Consider the following 20,993-nt stretch of genomic DNA (forward strand, 5'->3'; position numbering starts at 1 on the left):
GCGTGTTCGGGCCCGGCCGGACCGGGCCTCGGATCAGCCGCCGGGGTTCTCCAACCGGCCGTTGACCACCGTGGTGGCGACCTCGGCCGTCTGGTCCTCGGGCATCCGCACGGCACCGTCCACACCGGTGATCGTGATGACCGACGGGTAGATGCGCCGGGACACGTCGGGACCGCCGGTGGCGGTGTCGTCGTCCGCGGCGTCGTAGAGGGCCTCGACCGCTGCGCGCACGGCGGTGTCGACATCGGCGTCGGGGTCGAAGCGCTTCTTCAGCGACGATTTCGCGAACAGCGAACCCGAACCGACCGCGTGGTAGCCGCCGGACTCGTAGTACCGGCCGCCGGCGACGTCGTAGGAGACGATCCGGCCGGCGCGCTCCGGGTCGTCGGCGTCGGTGTCGTACCCGGCGAACAGCGGCACCACCGCAAGGCCCTGCATCGCGGCCTGAAGGTTGCCGCGCAGCATGGTCGCCAGCTTGTTCGCCTTGCCGTCCAACGAGAGCGGGACGCCTTCGAGCTTCTCGTAGTGCTCCAGCTCCACCGCGTACAGCCGGACGAGTTCCTGCGCGACCCCGGCGGTGCCGGCGATGCCGACGGCCGAGTAGGCATCGGTGACGAACAGCTTCTCCATGTCCCGCTGGGCGATCAGGTTGCCCATGGTGGCGCGGCGGTCACCGGCCAGCAGCACGCCACCGCGGAAGGTCACCGCGACGATCGTGGTGCCATGCGGGGCCTGCACGGTGCCCTCCGGCGCTTTCCGGCCGCCCGGCAGCAGCTCGGGCGCGGTGGCGCGGAGGAAGTCGGTGAACGAGGAAGACCCCGGCGTGAGGTAAGCGGCCGGCAGGGCCTGACCCGGGAACTGGGCCGAGCTCGGTTCCATCAGCGACATCGTCTCCCGATCGAAGGGCTTTGCGACAAGGTGCACTTTAGTCATGATCCGGCGCGCAGCGAACAGCACCGGGCCGGAGGTCTCCGGCCCGATGCTGACGACGTCCGCGCGGCCAGCGTCAGATTCCGGGCCTGCGGGCTACTGGCCGCCCTTCTGCACGTAGGCGCGGACGAAGTCCTCGGCGTTCTCCTCCAGGACGTCGTCGATCTCGTCCAGGATGGCGTCGACGTCCTCGCCGAGCTTTTCGCGACGTTCCTGACCGGCGGCCTCTGGGCCCTGCTCTTCGTCTCCCTCGCCGCCGCCGTGTCGCTGAACCTTTTCCTGGGACATCTTGCCTCCCGGTGGTCGCCTTCTCGGGTGTTTCCCTCGCAGTGGGGAAGCCCTGCTGTGAACACTACCCATCGGAGACCCGTTCGCCCACAGCCAGCCGGGCAAGATTTCGATCTTTGCACCCGGCTGACGTGCACGAAACTGTTTCCCGGGCGGTCCCGCATCGGGATATCGCCGCGAAACGGCAACCACGGCGCCCAGGCAACCAGGGTCAGCCACCTTGCGCCGCGCGCTTCGTCATCCCTTCGTCAGCGAGTCGACCAGCTCTTCCGCACTGGCCGCCGCCTCCAGCAGCTCGCCCACGTGCGCTCGCGTGCCGCGCAGGGGTTCCAACGTCGGGATGCGCACCAGGGATTCCCGGCCCAGGTCGAAGATCACCGAGTCCCAGGACGCCGCGGCCACCTCGGCCGGGTAGCGCTCCAGGCACCGGCCCCGGAAGTAGGCGCGGGTGTCCTCCGGCGGTGTGGTGACCGCCTCCCGCACCTCGTCCTCGCTGACCAGGCGTTTCATCGAGCCGCGGGCGACCAGCCGGTTGTACAGGCCCTTGTCCAGCCGCACGTCGGAGTACTGCAGGTCGATCATGTGCAGCCGCGGCGACGCCCAGCCCAGACTGTCGCGGGTCCGGTAGCTTTCCAGCAGCCGCAGCTTGGCGGGCCAGTCGAGCCGGTCGGCGCAGTCCATCGGGTCACCGCCAAGCAGCTCCAGCACCTCGCCCCAGGCTTCCAGCACCTCGCGGGAGGCGCGCTCGGCGCCGTGCTCATCGAGGTGCCGGGCGGCGCGCTCGTGGTAGGCGCGCTGCAGGTCCAGGCCGGTGAACCGGCGCCCGTCGGTCAGCTCGACGGTCTGTTTGAGGGTCGGATCGTGGCTGATCAGGTGCACGGCCTGCACCGGGTCGGTCAGCTTCAGGTCGTCGAAGCGCTGCCCGGCCTCGATCATGTCCAGTACCAGCGCGGCGGTGCCGAGCTTGAGGTAGGTGGAGGTCTCCGCGAGGTTGGCGTCGCCGATGATGACGTGCAGCCGCCGGTACTTGTCGGCGTCGGCGTGCGGCTCGTCGCGGGTGTTGATGATGCCGCGCTTGAGGGTGGTCTCCAGGCCGACCTCGACCTCGATGTAGTCGGAGCGCTGGGACAGCTGGAAGCCGGGCTTCTCCCCCGCCTGCCCGATGCCGACCCGGCCCGAGCCGCAGATCACCTGGCGGGACGCGAAGAACGGGGTCAGACCGCCGATCACCGAGGTGAACGGCGTGCTGCGGGCCATCAGGTAGTTCTCGTGGGTGCCGTAGCTGGCGCCCTTGCCGTCGACGTTGTTCTTGTACAGCTGGATCGGCGCGGTGCCGGGCACGCTGGCCGCCCGGATCGCCGCCTCCTCCATCACGCGCTCCCCGGCCTTGTCCCAGATGACCGCGTCGCGCGGGTTGGTCACCTCGGGTGCCGAGTACTCCGGGTGCGCGTGGTCGACGTACAACCGCGCGCCGTTGGTGAGGATGACGTTGGCCGCCCCGAGGTCGTCACCGTCCGAGCCGTTGGTCTGCTGCGCCGCGGTGCTGAGGTCGAAGCCGCGGGCGTCGCGAAGCGGCGACTCGACCTCGTAATCCCAGCGCGCGCGCCGCGCCCGCGGGATGTCGGCCGCCGCCGCGTAGGCCAGCACGATGTGCGTGGAGGTCAGCACCGGGTTGGCGCTGGAGTCGCCCGGCACGACGATGCCGTACTCCACCTCGGTTCCCATGATCCGCCGCATACCTCGCAGCGTACGGGGTATCGCCGACCAAGCAGAATGCCGCGGGCCACACACATCCGGTGCGTTCGCAACTGTGACCCGGATCAGCGCGACGCATGTGCCTCGACGGGCAGGTGCGACGATCGGGGCATGAGTGCGGGCGACGAATCGGTGGCCATATACGACGCGGCCGGGCGTGTCGTGGGCAGTGCGACGCGGCGGCGGATGCGCGCGGAGGGGCTTTGGCACGCGGTCGGCGAGGTGCTCGTGCTCTCCCCGGACCGCAAGGAGGTCTACGTGCACCGCCGCACCGACAGCAAGGACATCTATCCCGGCATGCACGACTGCTGGGCCGGTGGGGTGATTGCCGCCGGGGAGGACCCGGAAGTCACCGCGCGGCGCGAACTGGCCGAGGAACTCGGGGTGCGCGGGGCGCCGGTCCGCTTCCTGTTCCAAACCGTCCACCAGTCGGGCAGCGTGCGGTTCCACGGGTTCCTCTACGAGACGCAGTGGGACGGCCCGATCGTCCACCAGGCCGAAGAAATCGCCGAGGGCTGGTGGATGCCCCTGGCGGAGCTCCGCGCGCGGCTGAGGGACCCGCAGTGGCCGTTCGTCCCGGACGGGCGTCAGTTCATCAAGGAGTGGTTCGCCCACGGATGACGGTCACCCGAGGCGGGGCCCGGGCGGGCGCGTGGCCCAGGCAGAGTGAATGGGAACCTTCAGCGCCAGGGCAGTTCGGCCCGCTCGCCCCAGTAGGTCGCGGCGTCGCGAGCCAGGGGCTTGAGCGCGTTGATGTCCTGGTCGGTCAGTTCCACCCGGCAGGCCGCCAGGTTCGACTCCAGCTGCGCCACGCTGGCGGCACCGACCAGCACCACGTCGGCCCAGGGCTGGCGCAGGACGTGCGCGAGGGCGATGGCATCGGATCCCACGCCGTGCCGTTCGGCGACCTTGCCGAGCCCCGGCGGCGCATCCACCGCGAGCCGCCCGTTGGCCAGGGTTTCCTTCACCAGCACCCGCCAGCCGCCGGTGTGCACCTCGGCCAGGGTCCGGCCCACGGACGGCTCCAGCGTGTTCCAAGTGGACTGCACGGCACCGAACAGCTGCCGCCCGCCCACCTCGATCTCCCAGGCGCGCTCGATGGTTTCGCCCTGGGCGGCGCCGCTGGTGGAAAAGCCCAGCTGCACGCCGGCGTCCCGGATCCGGGCCAGCTCGTACTGCAACGCCAGATCCTCGAACAGCGGGCTGCCGGTGGTCAGCGAATGCACCTGGTAGAGGTCGATCCGGTCGCCGAGCAGCGTTCGGGTTTCCGCCCACTGGGTACGCAGGCGTTCCACCGAGTGTTCCTTGACCTCGTGCACCTCGGTCTCGATGCGCCACTGCGCGACGTAGGCGTAACCCCACTTGCTGGACACCGCGACGTCCTGGTGGCCGCGTTCGCGCAGCCAATCCGCGAGGAACTGCTCGGCGCTGCCGTAGGAACGCGCCGTGTCCACCCAGCGGATCCCGTTGGCGTACGCGGCGTCGAGCACCGTCCGGGTGCGTTCCCGCATCGCCTGCGCGGTGCGCTGCACGGGCAGCACGTCGGTGCGACCGACGTTGATGTAGGCCGGTCTGCCGAGCGCGGCGAGCCCGAGTCCTATGCGCTGAACCGGTTGTTGCGCTGGGATCATGCCTGGAAACCTAACCGCTGTCGGGCCGCGGCACAGCTCGGGACCGCCACCCGGCGGGGATGGCGGTCCCGAGCTTGCCCGATAACGATTCTCGTCGGTTTACAGGTATTGGCCGGTGTTGGTGGCCGTGTCGATCGCCCGGCCGGATTCCTGGTTCTTCCCGCTGACCAGGGTGCGGATGTAGACGATCCGCTCCCCCTTCTTGCCGGAGATGCGGGCCCAGTCGTCCGGGTTGGTGGTGTTGGGCAGGTCCTCGTTCTCGGCGAACTCGTCGATGATGGCGTCCTGCAGGTGCTGCACCCGCAGGCCCGGCTGGCGGGTCTCCAGCACGGACTTGATCGCCGCCTTCTTCGCCCGGTCCACGATGTTCTGGATCATCGCGCCCGAGTTGAAGTCCTTGAAGTACAGGACCTCCTTGTCGCCGTTGGCGTAGGTGACCTCCAGGAACCGGTTCTCCTCGGTCTCGGCGTACATCCGCTCGACCGTGGTCTGGATCATCGCCTCCACGCAGGCCCGCTTGTCCCCGCCGAACTCCTTGAGGTCCTCCTCGTGGATCGGCAGTTCCTTGGTCAGGTACTTGGAGAAGATGTCCCTGGCCGATTCCGCGTCCGGACGCTCGATCTTGATCTTCACGTCCAGCCGGCCGGGCCGCAGGATCGCCGGGTCGATCATGTCCTCACGGTTGGAGGCGCCGATGACGATGACGTTCTCCAGCCCTTCGACACCGTCGATCTCGCTGAGCAGCTGCGGCACGATGGTGGTTTCCACGTCGGAGGACACGCCGCTGCCGCGGGTCCGGAAGATCGAGTCCATCTCGTCGAAGAACACGATCACCGGGGTGCCCTCGGAGGCCTTCTCCCGCGCCCGCTGGAAGATCAGCCGGATGTGCCGCTCGGTCTCGCCGACGAACTTGTTGAGCAGTTCGGGGCCCTTGATGTTCAGGAAGTAGGACTTGGCCTGACCATCGTCGTCCCCGCGGGCGGCGGCGACCTGCTTGGCCAGCGAGTTGGCGACGGCCTTCGCGATCAGCGTCTTGCCGCAGCCCGGCGGGCCGTACAGCAACACGCCCTTCGGCGGCCGCAGCTGGTACTCGACATACAGGTCGGAGTGCAGGAACGGCAGCTCCACCGCGTCCCGGATCTGCTCGATCTGGCCGGCCAGCCCGCCGATGTCCTGGTACCCGACATCGGGCACCTCCTCCAGCACGAGGTCTTCGACCTCGGCCTTCGGCACGACGTCGTAGGCATAGCCCGCCTTGCTGTCGACCAGCACCGAGTCGCCGGCCTTCAGCCCGGAGTCGGCCAGTGGTTCGGTCACCCACACCACGCGTTCCTCGTCGGTGTGGCCCAGCACCAGCGCACGCGGGCTCTCCCCGGCACGGCTGGACAGGAGCTCCCGGAAGGTGCAGACCTCACCGGTTTGCTCGAACGCACCAGCCTCCACCACCGTCAGGGCCTCGTTGAGGCGCACTGACTGGCCCAGTCTCAGTTCCTCCGTCTCGACGTTGGGCGATACCGCCACCCGCATCTTGCGACCAGACGTGAACACGTCGACCGTGCTGTCCTCGAAGCGCTGCAGGAACACCCCGTAGCCGCTGGGCGGCTGGGCGAGTCGGTCGACTTCTTCGCGCAGCGCCATCAGCTGGCTCCGCGCTTCCTTCAGGGTCTCGGTGAGTTTGGCGTTCCGTTCGGTGAGCTGACTCACTCTCTCGGATGCCTCGGCCAGCCGCTTTTCCAGCAACCGAACCTGTTGGGGAGACTCGTTAAGCCTGCGACGAAGCAGTGCCACCTCATCTTCCAGGAGACGAAGCTGGCTGCGGAGTTCTGCGGAGCCACCGCTGTACTGCTCGCCGCCCTCCTCAGGCTGGCTGCCGGGACGGTCGTGCTGCATGTCGGCACCCTCCTCCCGTGCTCGTACCACCACGGTACCGGCGATCACCGACGACGGCGGCGTCGTGAATGCCCGCCGGATCGCCCAGCGTGCCACAAAATTCCGCGAATACCCACGAAGTCGTCAAGGTTGGTACCAGCGGGTCGGTTTCCTGCCCTTCCGAGCGGACTACGTTGCGTTGACGATCATGGTCCGTTCGATACGTTGTGCCCCGGACCGCGCGGTGCCGGGGCGGCCCGGCGAGCACCGGTTTTCCGTTGTGCCCCACCGATAGCGGCGGCTCGGCGGACATCCGGGTTAACCGTTCCGGCAACCGGGTGGCGTTGCCGCGCCCGGCCCGCGGGCACCCCCGGCACTTCTCCCATCATTTGGAACAACGGCACGCGAAAACCACTCACGAACGGCGAACGGCCCGTGACGTTTCGGTGCCGAAAAGTCCACTCCGTGCACCTCGCGACGCGGGCTCTGATCTACTTACGGCCGCCGCGCACAAGGCGGCGGTAAGCCGCACATCACTTTCGGGGAGGAGTTCATGACCTATCCGCCACAGCAACCTGGACCGGGCGGGTGGGGCCAGCACCCCCAGCAACCCATGAACAGCACGGGCAGCGGATTCCAGCAGCAGGGCCCGTCGGGAACCCCGCAGCAGCAGCCCGCCTGGTACGGCAACCAGCACACGGGCTGGGGTCAGCCGGGGCAGGAACAGCCGCAGCAGGCGCCGATGGCCCCGCAGTGGGGCAGCGAGTTCGGCCCCGGTTCCTGGATCCAGGAACCCGACGGCTTCGCCGACATCGAGCCCGCGCAGCAGAAGAAGTCCAAGCTGCCGCTGATCCTCGGCCTGGTCGGGGCGCTGGTCGTCCTCGCCGGACTCGGTGCCGGGCTGTTCTTCTGGCTCAACAGCGGCCCCGGCGCGGCGCGACCGGTGGCCGAGGAGGTCGTCACGAAGGTCAACGACGGCGACTTCGACGGCGTGAGCGGCCTGTTCTGCCAGTCCAACAAGGCGAAGCTGGACAAGGCGCTCGATCAGCTCAAGCACTGGAAGTTCAACGTCCGGCTCGGCGCCGTCACCGAGCGTGGCGACCAGGCCACCGCGAAGTTGACCGGAACCTACGAGGCCAACGGATCATCCACGCCCATCGACCAGACCATGGGCCTGGTGGTCGAGAACGGCTCCTGGAAGGTCTGCCGGCTCAACCAGTGAGCGAACCCGAGCGGTAAGCCCGCGCGGAAGAAAACCATCGAGGGGGAGGACCCGTGACGTACCCACCGCAGCCGCCCGGCCAAGGTGGTTGGGGCCAGCAGCCGGGCGGGCAGTATCCGCCCAGCGGGCAGTATCCGCCCAGCGGCCCGCAGCCCGGCGGCGCCTACCCACCCAGCGGCGGCCAGCCCCAGCAGGGCTACGGCGGCCAGCCGCAGGGCTATGGCGGTCAGGGCTTCGGCGGCCAGCCGCAGCAAGGCTTCGGCGGCCAGCCCGGCGGTGCCTACCCGCAGAGCGGGCCGCAGCCGCAGCAGGGCTACGGCCAGCAGCCGCCGTACCCGCCGCAAGGCGACCCCTACGGCCAGCCGGGCTTCGGTGCCGAGCCGCCGAAGAAGTCCCCGCTGCCGTGGATCCTCGGCGGCGTCGGTGGTGTCGTCGCGATCGGCCTGGTCATCACCCTGGTCCTGATCTTCACCGGCGGCAGCTCCCCGCAATCGGTCGCCCAGGAATACGTCGACAAGCTCAATGCCAAGGACTTCGCCGGCCTCGAACCGCTGTTCTGCGAGAAGAACAAGGAGATGGCGAAGGCGATCGCCGACCCGGCCGCCGGCTTCGAACAGCGGGGGGCATCGGCGCAGGATGCGAAAGATGCCGTCGACTCCATGCGGATCAAGGTGACGCTCGGCCCGGTGGAACAGCAGGGCGAAGACAAGGCGACCGCACAGATCAAGGGCGAAATGACGTTGAGTGCCCGAGGCAAGTCGGCGACCATCCCGATGGACCAGAAACAGAAGCTGATCGTCGAGGACGGCGAATGGCGACTTTGCAGCGATGGCGGTCTCTGACACTCCATCCGCCTAAGCGAAAAGGCCCGCCCCGGCTCGGGGCGGGCCTTTTCGCGTCAGCCCTTGCTGGGGCGGCGTTGGACTCGGGGTGGGGTCACGCCGTCCGCTAGTCGGCGGGTGGTCAGCAGGAACGCGGTGTGGGCGACCATCCGGTGTTCCGGGCGGACCGCCATGCCCACGACGTGCCACGGGCGCAGCAGGGTCTCCCAGGCTTGGGGCTCGGTCCAGTTGTGCTGTTCGCGGATCGCTTCGGTGATCCGGGACAGCTGGGTCGTCGTCGCCACGTAGACCACCAGGACGCCGCCCGGGAGCAGCTTGCCGTGGACCTTGTCGAGCACGTCCCACGGGGCGAGCATGTCGAGCACCACCCGGTCGACCGGCTCGCCGTCGTACTCCTGAACATCCCCCAGGCGCAGCGTCCAGTTGTCCGGTTTCTCGCCGAAGAAGCGCTGCACGTTGCGCTCGGCGTGCTCCGCATGGTCCTCGCGCACCTCGAATGACGTGACGCTGCCCTCGGGGCCGACCGCGCGCAGCAGGGAGCAGCTGAGCGCGCCCGATCCGGCCCCCGCCTCCAGCACCCGCGCGCCGGGCCGGATGTCGCCCCACATCAGGATCTGCGCCGCGTCCTTGGGGTAGATGACCTGGGCGCCGCGCGGCATGGACAGCACGTAGTCGGCCAGCAGCGGGCGCAGCGCGAGGAACGACGTGCCACCGGCCGAGGTCACCACCGACCCCTCCGGCCTGCCGATCAGGTCGTCGTGCGCCAGCGCACCGCGGTGCGTGTGGTACTCCCCGCCGCGCTCCAGGACGACCGTGTACTTGCGCCCCTTGGGGTCGGTCAACTGGACCCGGTCGCCGGGCCGGAACTCACCGCTGACGGTGCTGCTCAACTGCTGCCTACCTTCTCCACGCTCGATACAGCGCACCATCGTCGCAGAAGGGACGCCGGGTCCGGCCACTCACCCACGGCGCGAGCGCAGCGCGCCGCGCAGGTCCTCCCGGCGCAGCACGCCACTCGGTCGGCCCTCGCCGTCGATCACCAGGAACTGCCAAGCCAGCACCGACTGCACCCGTTCCAGGATCGCGTCCGGGGTCTCGCTGTCGAGCAGGATGGTGTCCGGGTCGACCGGTTCCGCGGCCCGCTCGGCCGGTTCGTTCGGCGCACGGGTCGCCAGCCGCTCCGCGGCGGTCTGGTCCAACAGCCCCACCGCGATGCCGTCGGCGCGCACCAGCACTACACCTCGGCCCGCCGCGGCCAGCAGCGCATCGCCCACCGGGCTTTCCGCGGGAAGTTGCAGCACCGGGCGCACCAGGTCGTGCAGCGCCAGTCCGGCCGGCCAGCGCTTGCGCTGCTCGGCGGCGTGTTCCGCGCTCGCACCGGCCACCACGAACCACGCCATCAGCACGCACACGCCCAGCCGCAGCCACTGGTCCTGAGCATTGTTGAGCAGCCCGATCAGCGCCCAGGCGATCAGGCCGGCGGCGACGGCTCCCGCGCCGATCACGCCCGCCGTGGTGCCGGTCCCGCGTTTGCCGGTGATCCACCAGATCAGCGCCCGCAGCATCCGGCCGCCATCCAGCGGCAGCCCCGGCAGCAGGTTGAACACCGCCACGGCCAGGTTCGCCACGCAGGTCTGCGCGACCAGCAACCAGACCGCGCCGTCCGGCACCAGCACCAACCATCCGATGCCGGTGACCAGCGCGAGCACCATCGACACGGCCGGGCCGGCCGCCGCGATCAGGCCCTCCTGGGTGGGTCTCGGCGGGGTCCGGCCGATCTCCGAGAGCCCGCCGAGCAGGAACAGGCGCACACGCCGCACGGGCAGCCCCAGCCGCAGCGCGACAATGCAATGCCCGAGTTCGTGCAACAGCACCGAAACCGCCAGCAGCACGGTGAACACCGCCGCCAGGACCGCGCTTTCCCAGATGCCGGCGCCCGGCAGGATCCGGCCCACCAGCGGCGTGTAGAGCAGCACGATCAACGCGGCGCCGAGCCACCACGACGACGAAAGCAGCACCGGAACTCCGGCGACCCGGCACAGCAGCAGGCCGCCTTCGTTGAGCTTGGGCCGGGTAGGCGGAGACTCGGGCGGCGGCATGCACGCAGGGTAGTGCCCGGCCTGTGAGGCGGATGTGATCCGCATATGGGTGATCGCGTGTCGGGCGGCTCGATTAGGGTTTCGGGCCATGGCGGAACCGGCGCAGGCAGTAACAGGCGGGGCACTTCGGGACGACGGGATCAGGCGTCCCGCGCTGTCCCCCTCCCGCGCGAGCGACTTCAAGCAGTGCCCCCTGCTCTACCGGTTCCGCGCGGTGGACCGGCTGCCGGAGACGCCGAGCAAGGCGCAGGTGCGCGGCACGGTGGTGCACTCGGTGCTGGAACGGCTGTTCGGGCTGCCGATGGCCGAGCGTGATCCGGCGCGGGCCCGGGCGCTGCTCGCCCCGGCCTGGGAGGATCTGCTCGCCCGGCAGCCCGAGCTGGGCGAGCTGTTCGACGGGCCCAAGGACCCCGAGCTGACGGGCTGGCTGGAATCGGCGAACACGCTGCTGGACGCCTACTTCGAGCTGGAGGATCCGCGACGGCTGGAACCGGATGCCTGCGAACTCCGGGTGGAGACCGAGCTGGAGTCCGGGGTGCTGTTGCGCGGGTTCATCGACCGGGTCGACGTGGCCCCGACCGGCGAGATCCGGCTGGTCGACTACAAGACCGGTGCCGCGCCGCGGGAGATCGGCGAGGCCAAGGCGATGTTCCAGATGAAGTTCTACGCCCTGGTGCTGTGGCGCACCCGGGGTGAGATCCCCCGCCAGCTGCTGCTGATGTACCTGGCCAGCAAGCAATCACTGGCCTACACGCCGGACGAGACCGAGCTGCGCCGCTTCGAGCGCACCCTGGAGGCGATCTGGCAGGCGATCCTGAAAGCCGGCAAGACCGGGGACTTCCGCCCGAACCCCAGCCGCCTGTGCGACTACTGCGACCACAAGGAGCTCTGCCCCGCCTTCGGCGGCACACCGCCGCCCTACCCGGGTTGGCCGGAACCGGACCCCGGGCCCGAATCGGTCCTCGACCGCACCGACTGACCGCGATTGCGGCCTCAGTCCTCGTAGGGGTCGTAGTTGGCCGCCGTGCCGAAGTCGCCGGCCTGGGTGGGGTCGACGACCGCGAAACGGCCCCCGGTGGGGTCCCGCAAGACCGCGACCCGGCCGATGCTCGAGTCGTAGGGGTCCACGCGGACGCGGCCGCCCAGGGTGATCGCCCGGCGCACGAGTTCGTCGGTGCCGACCTCGGCGTCCACGCCGAGATACAGCAGCCAGTGCGGCAGCGTGGTCTCGGTGATGAAGTCGCGGATCATGCTGACCCGCGCCAGCACCGACTCGTCGCCGAGATACCAGACCGAATAGTCCGAGCGGTGTTCGGTGCCGAACTGCTCGGCGCTGTAGCCGAACAGTTCCTGGAAGAAGTTGTCCGCGGCCTGCGCCTTGATGATGACCAGCTCGGCCCACATCAGGGTGCCCGGCAGCCCGACGTCGAACTGCCAGGACTCCTCGGGCTCCAGCAGCCCGAACTCGGCGTCGGCCGGTCCCATGAGCACCACCTTGGTGCCCACCCGGGGCACGTGGTTGCTCGGCACGGTCACCGCTGCGCCAAGCGCCTCGGCCTGCCCGACGGAGGCCGCGCAGTCCGCTGTGGCCAGGTAGAGCCGCCAGCCCGACTGGTCACCGGAGGCGGCGCGCAGGCTCGCCACCGGGAATCCCTCGCGCAGCGCGATCACGTGCTCGCCGGAGACCGGGTCGCGATGGGGCTCGTACTCCCAGTCGAACAGCCCCGCGTAGAACTCGCAGGCCCGGTCCAGATCCGTGGTGATCAGCTCTATCCAGCAGGGCATCCCCGCGTACAGCTCCCACCGCGGCGGGGTGGTTCCCGGTACCACGACGGCCATGTCCTCACCCCCACCGGCTCGCTCAAGATCGTCCCCGCCGACCATTATGCGCAACGGGTGAAGCCAGTGCGCCAATCGGGTCACAATTCGATGGAGCATCCCGACTTTTCGGACAACCTTGGAAAGGGATGCGGCGTTCGCCCGAACATCGGGCGAGAACGCCGCGTCCATCCAGCCTCGCGCGCCGCAGATCGGGTGAACATGATGTTCACCCGATCAGACCAGCGCGAACGGTGAGTACATGCCCCGGGTCAGAGGCGGCAGGCACGGATGTCGGACGACAGGATCGCCTTGGCACCGACCGCGGCAAGCCGGTCCATGATCGCCGGGGCCTCCTTACGGGAGACCATCGCGCGCACCGCCACCCAGCGGTCGTCGGCCAGCGGCGACATGGTCGGCGACTCCAGGCCCGGGGTCATCTTGGTGGCGGCGTCGAGCAGGTCGCGCGGGCAGTTGTAGTCCAGCATCACGTACTGCTGGGCGAACACCACGCCCTGCAGCCGGGCGACGAGCTGGTTCTTGGCCTGCTCTTCGTCCGAACCGCGCCGCTCGATCACCACCGCCTCGGAGCTGCAGATCGAGTCGCCGAAGGCGACCAGCCCGTGCTGGCGCAGCGTGCGGCCGGAGCCGACCACGTCGGCGATGGCGTCGGCGACGCCGAGCTGGATGGAGATCTCCACCGCGCCATCGAGCCGGATGACATCGGCCGTCACGCCGTGCCGCGCGAGGTCGTCGGCGACCAGTTTCGGGTAGGACGTGGCGATCCGTTTGTCCTGCAGGTCGGCCACGGTCCAGTCATGCGGGCCGGCCGGCGCGGCGTAGCGGAACGTGGAGCCGCCGAAGCCGAGGGCGAGCCGCTCCTGCACCGGTGCGCCGGAGTCGCGGGCCAGGTCGCGACCGGTGAGCCCGAGGTCGAGCTCGCCGGAGCCGACGTAGATCGCGATGTCCTTCGGGCGCAGGAAGAAGAACTCGACCTCGTTGGCGGTGTCCAGGACGGTCAGGTCCCGCTGCTCATGGCGCTGCCGGTACCCGGCTTCCGCGAGCATCTCGGATGCGGGACCGGCCAGCGTGCCCTTGTTGGGCACAGCCACACGCAACATGGGACTCGATCTCCTCGGTTATTCCTGGGTTGGGTTCACAGGTAGCGGTAGACGTCCTCAAGGGACAGTCCGCGCCCCAGCATGATGACCTGCAGCCGGTACAGCAGCTGCGAGATCTCTTCGGCGAGCTGTTCGTCCGACTCGTGCTCGGCGGCGATCCACACTTCGCCGGCTTCTTCGAGGACCTTCTTGCCCTGGGCGTGCACCCCGGCATCGAGCGCGGCCACGGTCGACGAGCCCTCCGGGCGGGTACGGGCTCGTTCCTGCAGTTCGGCGAACAACTCGTCGAAGGTCTTCACAGTGCACGATCCTTGCATCTCGGGTCGCCGAACTCGACGGCGGACCCGTTCATTGCGGGGTGCGTCACGACGCATCACCGGCAAGCCACCTCACCGAAACCCGGTGGTCGCCTCCAGTACCGCGCCCAGCGTGTCCTTGATCATCGCCAGCGCGGCGCCCCGCGGGCTCGACCGGCCGCCGGAAACGGCGACCACACCGGCTTCGCCGCAGTCGTAGCGCACCGCCTTCTCCGGCCCGACCAGCGCCCCGAGCGGACTCGCCACCGGCTCGGCGCGCAGCTCCACGCGCACCAGGCCGGGCTCGTCGAGCGTCGCGCCGGCGACCTGCCGGAGCCGATGCCCGTCCGCGACGGGCGGCAACGGCTCGCGGATCGGCTCGGCCTCGACCGTGGTGTCCGCCACGTCCCAGCCCCACAGCAGGCCGGCGAGCAGCCGCAGTTTGGTGGCGGCGTCCTTGCCGGAGAGGTCGGCGGCGGGGTCGGCCTCGGCGATCCCGCGGCGCCGCGCTTCGGTGACCGCCGCGGCGAGGTCGTGCCCGGCGGCGAGCTGGTCGAGGACGAAGGTGGCGGTGCCGTTCAGGCAGCCCTGCACCGCGCGGACGTCGAAGCCGCGCAGCACCGATCGGGCCAGGTCACCGGCGGGCATCGCGGCACCGGTCGCGCCGGAGATCCGCACCGACCGCCGGGCCTGTCGAGCGGTCGCGTCGAGCTGCCGCCAGTGGGTGAGCAGGTGCGACTTGGTCGCGGTCACGACGTGCGCACCCTGCTGGAGGGCTTGCAGCGCGTCCAGCGCGGGTTGGTCGCCGCCGTCGGACGGGACGGCCTGCGCCAGCACGCGGGCTCCGGCGCGGGCCAGCAGTTCGGCGAGCTCTTCGGCGGGTGTCCACTGCTCGCGGGGCGGCACGACACCATCGATCTCGGCCTGGGTGCTCCGGCCACGGACCGCGACAACACGCAGGTCGGCGCCGTACTGGTCGCGCCACTGCGCGTGGTGCTGCCGCACGAGTTCGACGTACTGCTGCCCGACCGGGCCGTAGCCGACCAGCACGATCGGCACGTCGATCATCAGGCCGCCCGGGTGAACAGCTCGCCGAGCGCGGCGAAGTCCACGTCCTCCAACGAATCGCGCAGCACTCGATGCGGGCCGGGCTGCAACGGCACCTCGCACGGGATGGCGATCACCAAGCAGCCGGCTGCCTCGGCGGAGGCCACGCCGGTCGGCGAATCCTCGATCGCGACGCATTCCGCGGGGTCCACGCCGAGCAGCCGCGCGGCCTTCAGGTACGGCTCGGGGTGGGGTTTGTTGTTGCCGCCCACCTCGTCGCCGCAGACCGTCACGTCGAACGAGTCCCGGCCGAGGGTCTCCAGCGCTTTCTCGGTCAGCGAGCGGATCGTGGAGGTCACCAGCGCGGTGGGGATGCCCAGCGAGCGGGCCCCGCGCAGCGCTTCCGGCCCGCCCGGCCGCCACGGCAGGCCCAGCTCGAACAGCTCCACCATCCGCGCCGCGACCCACTGCGAGGCCGCGTCCACCTCGGCGTCGCTGTCCGGAATTCCGACGTCCGCCAACAACATCCGCATGCTGCGGGTCATGTTGGAGCCGACCATCGCTTCCCTGGTGGCTTCGGTGAGCGCGCCCCCGCGATGCTTCGCGTAGTCGTCCAGCGCGACGGACCACAGCTTCTCGGAGTCGACGAGCGTGCCGTCCATGTCGAACAGCACTGCGGCGGGCGAGTTCTGACCAGCGTCGCAGGTCACGCAGGAGTCTCCGTTCCGGACAGGTGTGGGCCAGGGCAACCCCCAGTACAGCACCCGGGGACCGATCGCTCCCAGCGAAAGTGTTCAATCCCTCGTCCGGAGCCCCGGTAAATGCCCACGATCGGAGCAACCGCGGTGCGGCACGGCACCTGTTTTTTCCGCGTGAAACGCGCCGTTCACCTACTTTTTCGCGGGTGCGGCTCGCCCAACTATCCGCCCAGGAAGCAGTGGGCCTCCGGCGGCCGAGCCGGACGAAATCCTCCACTGTGGACGACTTTTCGGCGCCACTGGGCGACAAAGCTCGCCGACACCTTGTCCACATAGGATCATTAGCGCGCGCCGCCGCGTTCAGTCCGAAGGAGACATTCGAAATTCCCAGCGTGGCGCGGATTTTCCTGGTGCGTGCGGCGGTGACTGGTCGCGATGCCAGCTCAACGACAACACGCAACCGGGTTCTGGCCCGTCCCTAGATCACGCCTCGGTGCTGTAGGTAGCGGAACACCGCGATGCCGGGCAGGACCGGGAGCCAGTAGGTCAGCAGGCGGGAGACCAGCACTGCCGTCACGGCCGCGGTCGCCGGCACGCCCATGGCGCCGAGGCCCGCCAGCAGCGCGGCCTCCACGGCGCCGAGTCCGCCGGGCGACGGCACGAGATGGCCCAAGGTGCTTCCGACGATGAACACGACCGTCACGGCCGTCCAGGAGAACTCCGTGTGGAACGCGGCCAGCGAGGCGGCCAGGCCGAGGCCCGACACGACGAGATAGCCGAACGCGCCGCCGAACAGCTGGACGGCGCGGACCGGGTGACGCAGCGTGTCGAGCAGTTCGCGGCCGACCTCGCCCGCCGGCCGGACGATCCGGCGCCGGCCCCACGGCGAGCCGACCACCACCGCACCCACGACGACCACCGCGATAGCGCCCACCACGACCGGCCAGCCGGTCGGGATCGACAGGGTGGTGAACGTTCCCGACATGCCCGCGCCGAATGCGCCGATCACGGCCACGACGAACGCCACCGCCCCGGTGCCCGCCTGGTTCAGCAGCGTCACCCCGACCGCCAGCGGCCGACGCAGCCCAAGGCGCTCCATGTACACCACGTTGATGCCGAAGAACCCGGCTCCGCCGGGCGTGGTGCGACCGGTGAACGCGGCGGCCAGCTGCACGAGGAACGTGCGCCAGAATGGCAACGGGATCCGGCTGGAGCCCTGCACGGAGATCGACGACAGCAGGATGGCCAAGAAGCCGGTAAACACGACGACCGCCAGCCAAACCCAGTTGGCGTGCTGCACCGCCGTCAGCACCTCGCCCATGCTGGACAGCTCCGGGAGCAGCAGGTACACCGCAGCACCGATGAGCAGCAGGCCGATCACGGTGATCGGGCGGACCGGCGAGCGGAAACCCGGAATCGGCAGGCCGAGACCGTCGGCCAGCGTCTCGCGCAGCTCGGCCAGCAGGTAGCGCCTGCGCTCGGCCTGATTCCGGATGCGGCGCGGCAGGGCCAGCGGGATCAGGTTGCGCAGCGCGGCCGCGAGTTGCTCGCGCGGCAACGCGCGGATGGCGGTGGACACTGTCCGCTCGGTGCCGACGACCGACGCCAGCGAAATCAGCGCCTCGGCCAGGTCCTGGGCGCAACGCGCCTCGTCGGCGCCCGCGTGGCTGAACGTGAAGCTCAGCAGCCAGGGGCGGTTCTCGTTATCCACCAGGATGTTCTTCGCGCGCAGGTCGTGGTGGGCGATGCGGGCCGCGGCCAGCGCCGCCAGCTGCGCCCAGATCGCGGCCAGCAACTCGTCGTCGATCTCGGCGCCCCGCAGCTCCGACAGCCGGCGCCCGGACACTTCGTACACCACCAGGAGCGCAGGCGCGTGCTTGACGTCGCAGGCCAGCACTACCTGCGGGGTGCGCACCCCGGCGCGTTCGGCGAGCAGGGTCACGTATGCCTCGTGCTCCACCTCGTGGTGCGGGGTCGACAGCTGCGGCTCGTCCTGCACGTCGAGCAGCGTGAGCAGCCGCTTGATCTTGTACCAGGACCCCGCCCGCCGGCTCATCCGGCGCACCACCTTGACCCGCAGCGTCCGCCCGTCCTCGGTGTCCACCCCGAACTCGCGCGGCGCCAGCGACCGGTGCCGCAACGCGACGATCGAGGCCGGCTTCAGCCCGGCCAGCTCCAGCTCCTCGTAGATCACCTGGTCGGACACCTTGCGCCCGGGTGCGCCCCAGACGACGTGGCAGAGCATTCCGACGCCCCATCCCAGCAGCGCGCCAGCGAGGACGCCCAACGGCAGGTGCCCGCCCAGGTGGACCGCGGCGATGCCGACCAGCGCGGTCAACCACCACCCGACATAGCGCGCCAGGCCGCCCAAGTAGGGCGAGGCGACCACGGTCAACGCCGCCACGACGGCCACTTCATCGGCGGGGAACGGAAACCCGCCCGCCGGTCCGATGTAGGGCTCGACCACCGGACGAAGCCCCAGCACGTGATGCATGACCTGCGCCAAGCCCCAGGACAACGCGCCCGACGCCGTGCACAGCAGCGCCACCCGGATCCAGCCGAAGTACAGCGCCACCACGGCCACTCCGGCGATCCCGGCCCAGGTCCCGAGCCAGGTCAGCACCACCCACAGCGGGTCGGAGATCGCCGGGATCCGCCCCAGCTGCTGGTAGATCGCCAGCTCGACGGGGTTGGGCGACACCAGCGCCAGCAACACGCTCAGCGTGAGCAGCCCACCGGCCAAGGCCAGCTGGAGGAGGTCCGCGGGCCGCCGCCCGATCGACAACCGCAGCCGGGACCTCGGGGATATCCCGGTCCCCTCGCTCGGTGACGGTTCAGTGCTGTCCACTTGCCGGATCGGGTTCCCTCGTCCGCTGACACCCACGGTGACTTGGGTAAAGGGTCTTGCCCGGGAAACGTCACGTCAAACCGGCGGCCGCGTTCGCCCGTGGCTGATCATGCACACTGCGGGATGTCGGAAGCTCGCGTCGGCGCGGCGTCGTAGGCTGACCCAGTGACCGATCGCGACGCACACACCACTGAACAACCTCGCGAGGAACTGCCCGAACTGACCGATCCGATCGTGGTCAGCGCATTCGAGGGCTGGAATGACGCCGGGGACGCCGCCAGCTCCGCGATCGAGCACCTGCAGCTCATCTGGGATGCGACGCCGTTGGGCGAGGTCGACCCGGACCCGTACTACGACTTCCAGGTCACCCGCCCCACGGTCAAGCTGGTGGACGGCATCACCCGCAAGGTCACCTGGCCGACCACTCGGTTGACGGTCTGCCGCCCGCCCGGCTGCGATCATGATGTGGTGCTGGTGCATGGAATCGAGCCGAACATGCGCTGGCGGGCGTTCTGCACCGAACTCGTCGAGCAGATCGAGCGGCTCGGGGCCCGTACCGTGGTCACGCTCGGTGCGCTGCTCGCGGACGCGCCGCATACCCGGCCGGTGCCGGTCAGCGGCGCGGCTTACGACACCGACTCCGCCGCCCGGTACGGCCTGGAGCGCTCCCGCTACGAGGGCCCGACCGGCATCGTCGGGGTGTTCCAGGACGCCTGTGTGCAGGCCGGGATTCCGGCGATCTCGTTCTGGGCGGCGGTGCCGCACTACGTGTCGCAGCCGCCGTCGCCGAAGGCGACGCTGGCGCTGCTGCACCGGGTCGAGGACGCGCTCGACGTCGAGGTACCGCTGGGCAACCTGCCCGAGCAGGCCGAGGAGTGGGAGCAGACCGTCAGCGAGATGGCGGAAGAGGACGAGGACGTCCGCAACTACGTTCGCGCCCTGGAGGAGCGCGGGGACGCGGAGGTGAAGCTGACCGAGGCCAGCGGCGACGCCATCGCGGCGGAGTTCGAGCGCTACTTGCGGCGCCGCGGCCCCGGTGGCAAGGGCCCGCTGGGCCCCGGCCCCGGCTGACCGGTGATTTCAATGGAAACCGGCGCGCCGGTTTCCATTGAAATCGCCCTGCTTCTAGAGCTCGACGCCGAGGAGCGCGTCGACGGCGGTGCGGATCAGCCGCGGCGCGTTCCGGTCGGAGCCACCGCCGGCAAGCGCTTCGTCGGCCCAGGCGTCGACCGCGCGTAACGCCTGCTGGGTGTCCAGGTCGTCGGCCAGCCGCTCGCGCAGCCGCGCGACCGTCGGTTCCGCCGCCGGAGCCGCCTCCAGCGCCACGGCCTCCCGCCACCGCGCCAGGCGCGCGGTGCCGCCGGTCAGTGCGTCCGCCGTCCACGACCGGTCGGTGCGGTAGTGGCCGTCCAGCAGGGCCAGCCGGATCGCCATCGGGTCCACCCGGTCGCCGCGCAGCCGGGACACGAACACCAGGTTGCCCTTGGACTTGGACATCTTCTCGCCGTCCAGCCCGATCATCCCGGCGTGCACGTAGTGCTTGGCGAACGGGAACTCGCCGGTGAGCGACTCGGCGTGCGCGGCGCTGAACTCGTGGTGCGGGAAGATCAGGTCCGACCCGCCGCCCTGGACGTCGAAGCCGAGCCCGAGCCAGTTCAGCGCGATCACCGAACATTCCAGGTGCCAGCCCGGTCGGCCGGCGCCGAGCTCGGAGTCCCAGGACGGCTCGCCGTCGCGGGCCGCCCGCCACACCAGCGCGTCCAGCGGGTGCTCCTTGCCGGGCCGGTCCGGGTCGCCGCCGCGCTCGGCGAAAAAGGCGCGCATGGTCGTCTCGTCGTAGTTGGACTCGTAGCCGAAGCGGCCGGTGAACTGGTGCCGGAAGTAGATGTCCGGGTACTGGTCGTTGACCCGGTAGGCCGCGCCGGAGGACAGCAGTTTGCCGACCGCCTCGACGATCTCCGGGATCGACTCGACCGCGCCGATGAAGTCGGCCGGCGGTACCACCCGCAGCGCCTCCATGTCCTCGCGGAACAGCGCGGTCTCGCGCATCGCGAGCACGATCCAGTCTTCGCGGTCGCGTTCGGCGCGCTCCAGCAGCGGATCGTCGATGTCGGTGACGTTCTGCACGTAGTGCACCTGGTGACCGTTGTCCAGCCAGACCCGGTGGACCAGGTCGAATGCCAGGTAGGTCGCGGCATGGCCGAGATGCGTCGCGTCGTACGGGGTGATGCCGCAGACGTACATCCGCGCGACGGGCCCAGGTTCAGTGGGCCTGATCTCACCGGCGGCGGTGTCGAAGAGGTGCAGGGGGCATGGCGTGCCCGGCACCTGAGGCACGGGAACCGATGACCAGGGTTGCATGCATCCGACCTTAAACGCCCGAGATGGGTGACCGCCCGCACCTGGACCATCACGCGTATCACATCGTGGGAAGATCGACGCCGTCCGCGAGCAACGCGAGCGTAAAAGATCTTGTCTGAATTAATGGAATTTTGGTCATTAACTAACCGAATGAGGGCGGCCAACAAG

19 protein-coding genes are annotated in these 20,993 nt (G+C 69.8%); 5 read left to right on the forward strand and 14 right to left on the reverse strand.

The genetic code is table 11. From position 1 onward, the window contains the following. Positions 1–33: 33 nt before the first annotated feature. The 3 genes from prcB to dop form a co-directional block, all read right to left on the reverse strand. Positions 34–879, reverse strand: coding sequence for a proteasome subunit beta (prcB, locus tag BJ970_RS00710; RefSeq protein ID WP_184728797.1), 846 nt, complete (start codon positions 877–879; stop codon positions 34–36). Between the two features lie 147 nt (positions 880–1,026). Next, entirely contained in the window at positions 1,027–1,218 is a 192-nt protein-coding gene (locus BJ970_RS00715) for a ubiquitin-like protein Pup (RefSeq protein ID WP_010310552.1), read from the reverse strand. A gap of 237 nt (positions 1,219–1,455) precedes the next feature. Then, entirely contained in the window at positions 1,456–2,955 is a 1,500-nt protein-coding gene (dop, locus tag BJ970_RS00720) for a depupylase/deamidase Dop (protein ID WP_184722208.1), read from the reverse strand. A 129-nt stretch (positions 2,956–3,084) separates the two neighbouring features. Here dop and BJ970_RS00725 point away from each other — a divergent pair, with 129 nt between their 5' ends. After that, the gene (locus BJ970_RS00725) at positions 3,085–3,594 is read left to right on the forward strand and encodes an NUDIX hydrolase (RefSeq protein ID WP_184722210.1); all 510 of its coding nucleotides are present in this window, start codon (positions 3,085–3,087) and stop codon (positions 3,592–3,594) included. Positions 3,595–3,653: 59 nt separating this feature from the next. Here BJ970_RS00725 and BJ970_RS00730 read toward each other — a convergent pair whose 3' ends face one another. Continuing rightward, positions 3,654–4,604, reverse strand: coding sequence for an aldo/keto reductase (locus BJ970_RS00730; protein WP_184722213.1), 951 nt, complete (start codon positions 4,602–4,604; stop codon positions 3,654–3,656). Positions 4,605–4,703: 99 nt separating this feature from the next. Then, positions 4,704–6,494: a proteasome ATPase gene (arc, locus tag BJ970_RS00735; RefSeq protein WP_184728798.1), complete on the reverse strand. Its 1,791-nt coding sequence runs from the start codon at positions 6,492–6,494 to the stop codon at positions 4,704–4,706. 532 nt (positions 6,495–7,026) lie between these two features. On the opposite strand from arc, the gene BJ970_RS00740 reads away from it, so the two are divergent. Together BJ970_RS00740 and BJ970_RS00745 are read left to right on the forward strand one after the other, a co-directional pair. Next, positions 7,027–7,695, forward strand: a complete 669-nt coding sequence (locus BJ970_RS00740) for an Rv0361 family membrane protein (protein ID WP_184722218.1) — start codon at positions 7,027–7,029, stop codon at positions 7,693–7,695. A 53-nt stretch (positions 7,696–7,748) separates the two neighbouring features. Beyond that, complete coding sequence (locus BJ970_RS00745) at positions 7,749–8,537, forward strand: Rv0361 family membrane protein (RefSeq protein ID WP_184722221.1); 789 nt, start codon at positions 7,749–7,751, stop codon at positions 8,535–8,537. A 56-nt stretch (positions 8,538–8,593) separates the two neighbouring features. Here BJ970_RS00745 and BJ970_RS00750 read toward each other — a convergent pair whose 3' ends face one another. Both BJ970_RS00750 and BJ970_RS00755 read right to left on the reverse strand, forming a co-directional pair. After that, positions 8,594–9,427, reverse strand: coding sequence for a tRNA (adenine-N1)-methyltransferase (locus tag BJ970_RS00750; RefSeq protein WP_246470622.1), 834 nt, complete (start codon positions 9,425–9,427; stop codon positions 8,594–8,596). Positions 9,428–9,496: 69 nt separating this feature from the next. Next, the gene (locus tag BJ970_RS00755; RefSeq protein WP_184722228.1) at positions 9,497–10,636 is read right to left on the reverse strand and encodes a site-2 protease family protein; all 1,140 of its coding nucleotides are present in this window, start codon (positions 10,634–10,636) and stop codon (positions 9,497–9,499) included. 88 nt (positions 10,637–10,724) lie between these two features. Between BJ970_RS00755 and BJ970_RS00760 the strand changes: the two genes are divergently transcribed. Beyond that, positions 10,725–11,615 carry a RecB family exonuclease gene (locus BJ970_RS00760; protein ID WP_184722231.1) on the forward strand — a complete coding sequence of 297 codons (891 nt, stop codon included), beginning with the start codon at positions 10,725–10,727 and terminating at the stop codon, positions 11,613–11,615. A 14-nt stretch (positions 11,616–11,629) separates the two neighbouring features. Here BJ970_RS00760 and BJ970_RS00765 read toward each other — a convergent pair whose 3' ends face one another. From BJ970_RS00765 to BJ970_RS38730, 6 genes are all read right to left on the reverse strand, one after another. Continuing rightward, the gene (locus BJ970_RS00765; RefSeq protein WP_184722234.1) at positions 11,630–12,475 is read right to left on the reverse strand and encodes a VOC family protein; all 846 of its coding nucleotides are present in this window, start codon (positions 12,473–12,475) and stop codon (positions 11,630–11,632) included. 251 nt (positions 12,476–12,726) lie between these two features. After that, complete coding sequence (hisG, locus tag BJ970_RS00770; protein ID WP_184722237.1) at positions 12,727–13,575, reverse strand: ATP phosphoribosyltransferase; 849 nt, start codon at positions 13,573–13,575, stop codon at positions 12,727–12,729. A gap of 35 nt (positions 13,576–13,610) precedes the next feature. Beyond that, the gene (locus BJ970_RS00775) at positions 13,611–13,874 is read right to left on the reverse strand and encodes a phosphoribosyl-ATP diphosphatase (RefSeq protein WP_184722240.1); all 264 of its coding nucleotides are present in this window, start codon (positions 13,872–13,874) and stop codon (positions 13,611–13,613) included. 90 nt (positions 13,875–13,964) lie between these two features. Beyond that, positions 13,965–14,939, reverse strand: a complete 975-nt coding sequence (locus tag BJ970_RS00780; RefSeq protein ID WP_184722243.1) for a homoserine dehydrogenase — start codon at positions 14,937–14,939, stop codon at positions 13,965–13,967. After that, entirely contained in the window at positions 14,939–15,628 is a 690-nt protein-coding gene (locus BJ970_RS00785; RefSeq protein ID WP_312864048.1) for an HAD family hydrolase, read from the reverse strand. Before BJ970_RS00785 ends, BJ970_RS00780 begins: the two co-directional genes overlap by 1 nt. Before the next feature lie 466 nt (positions 15,629–16,094). Next, a complete protein-coding gene (locus tag BJ970_RS38730) occupies positions 16,095–18,464 on the reverse strand; it encodes a lysylphosphatidylglycerol synthase transmembrane domain-containing protein (protein ID WP_184722246.1) in 2,370 nt (789 codons plus the stop codon). Between the two features lie 165 nt (positions 18,465–18,629). Between BJ970_RS38730 and BJ970_RS00795 the strand changes: the two genes are divergently transcribed. Further along, complete coding sequence (locus BJ970_RS00795; protein ID WP_184722249.1) at positions 18,630–19,535, forward strand: PAC2 family protein; 906 nt, start codon at positions 18,630–18,632, stop codon at positions 19,533–19,535. A 54-nt stretch (positions 19,536–19,589) separates the two neighbouring features. Here BJ970_RS00795 and mshC read toward each other — a convergent pair whose 3' ends face one another. After that, positions 19,590–20,825 carry a cysteine--1-D-myo-inosityl 2-amino-2-deoxy-alpha-D-glucopyranoside ligase gene (gene mshC, locus BJ970_RS00800; protein WP_184722252.1) on the reverse strand — a complete coding sequence of 412 codons (1,236 nt, stop codon included), beginning with the start codon at positions 20,823–20,825 and terminating at the stop codon, positions 19,590–19,592. Between the last annotated feature and the right edge of the window lie 168 nt (positions 20,826–20,993).

It is taken from the genome of Saccharopolyspora phatthalungensis, from assembly GCF_014203395.1.
In the GTDB taxonomy this organism is placed as follows: Bacteria; Actinomycetota; Actinomycetes; order Mycobacteriales; family Pseudonocardiaceae; genus Saccharopolyspora; species Saccharopolyspora phatthalungensis.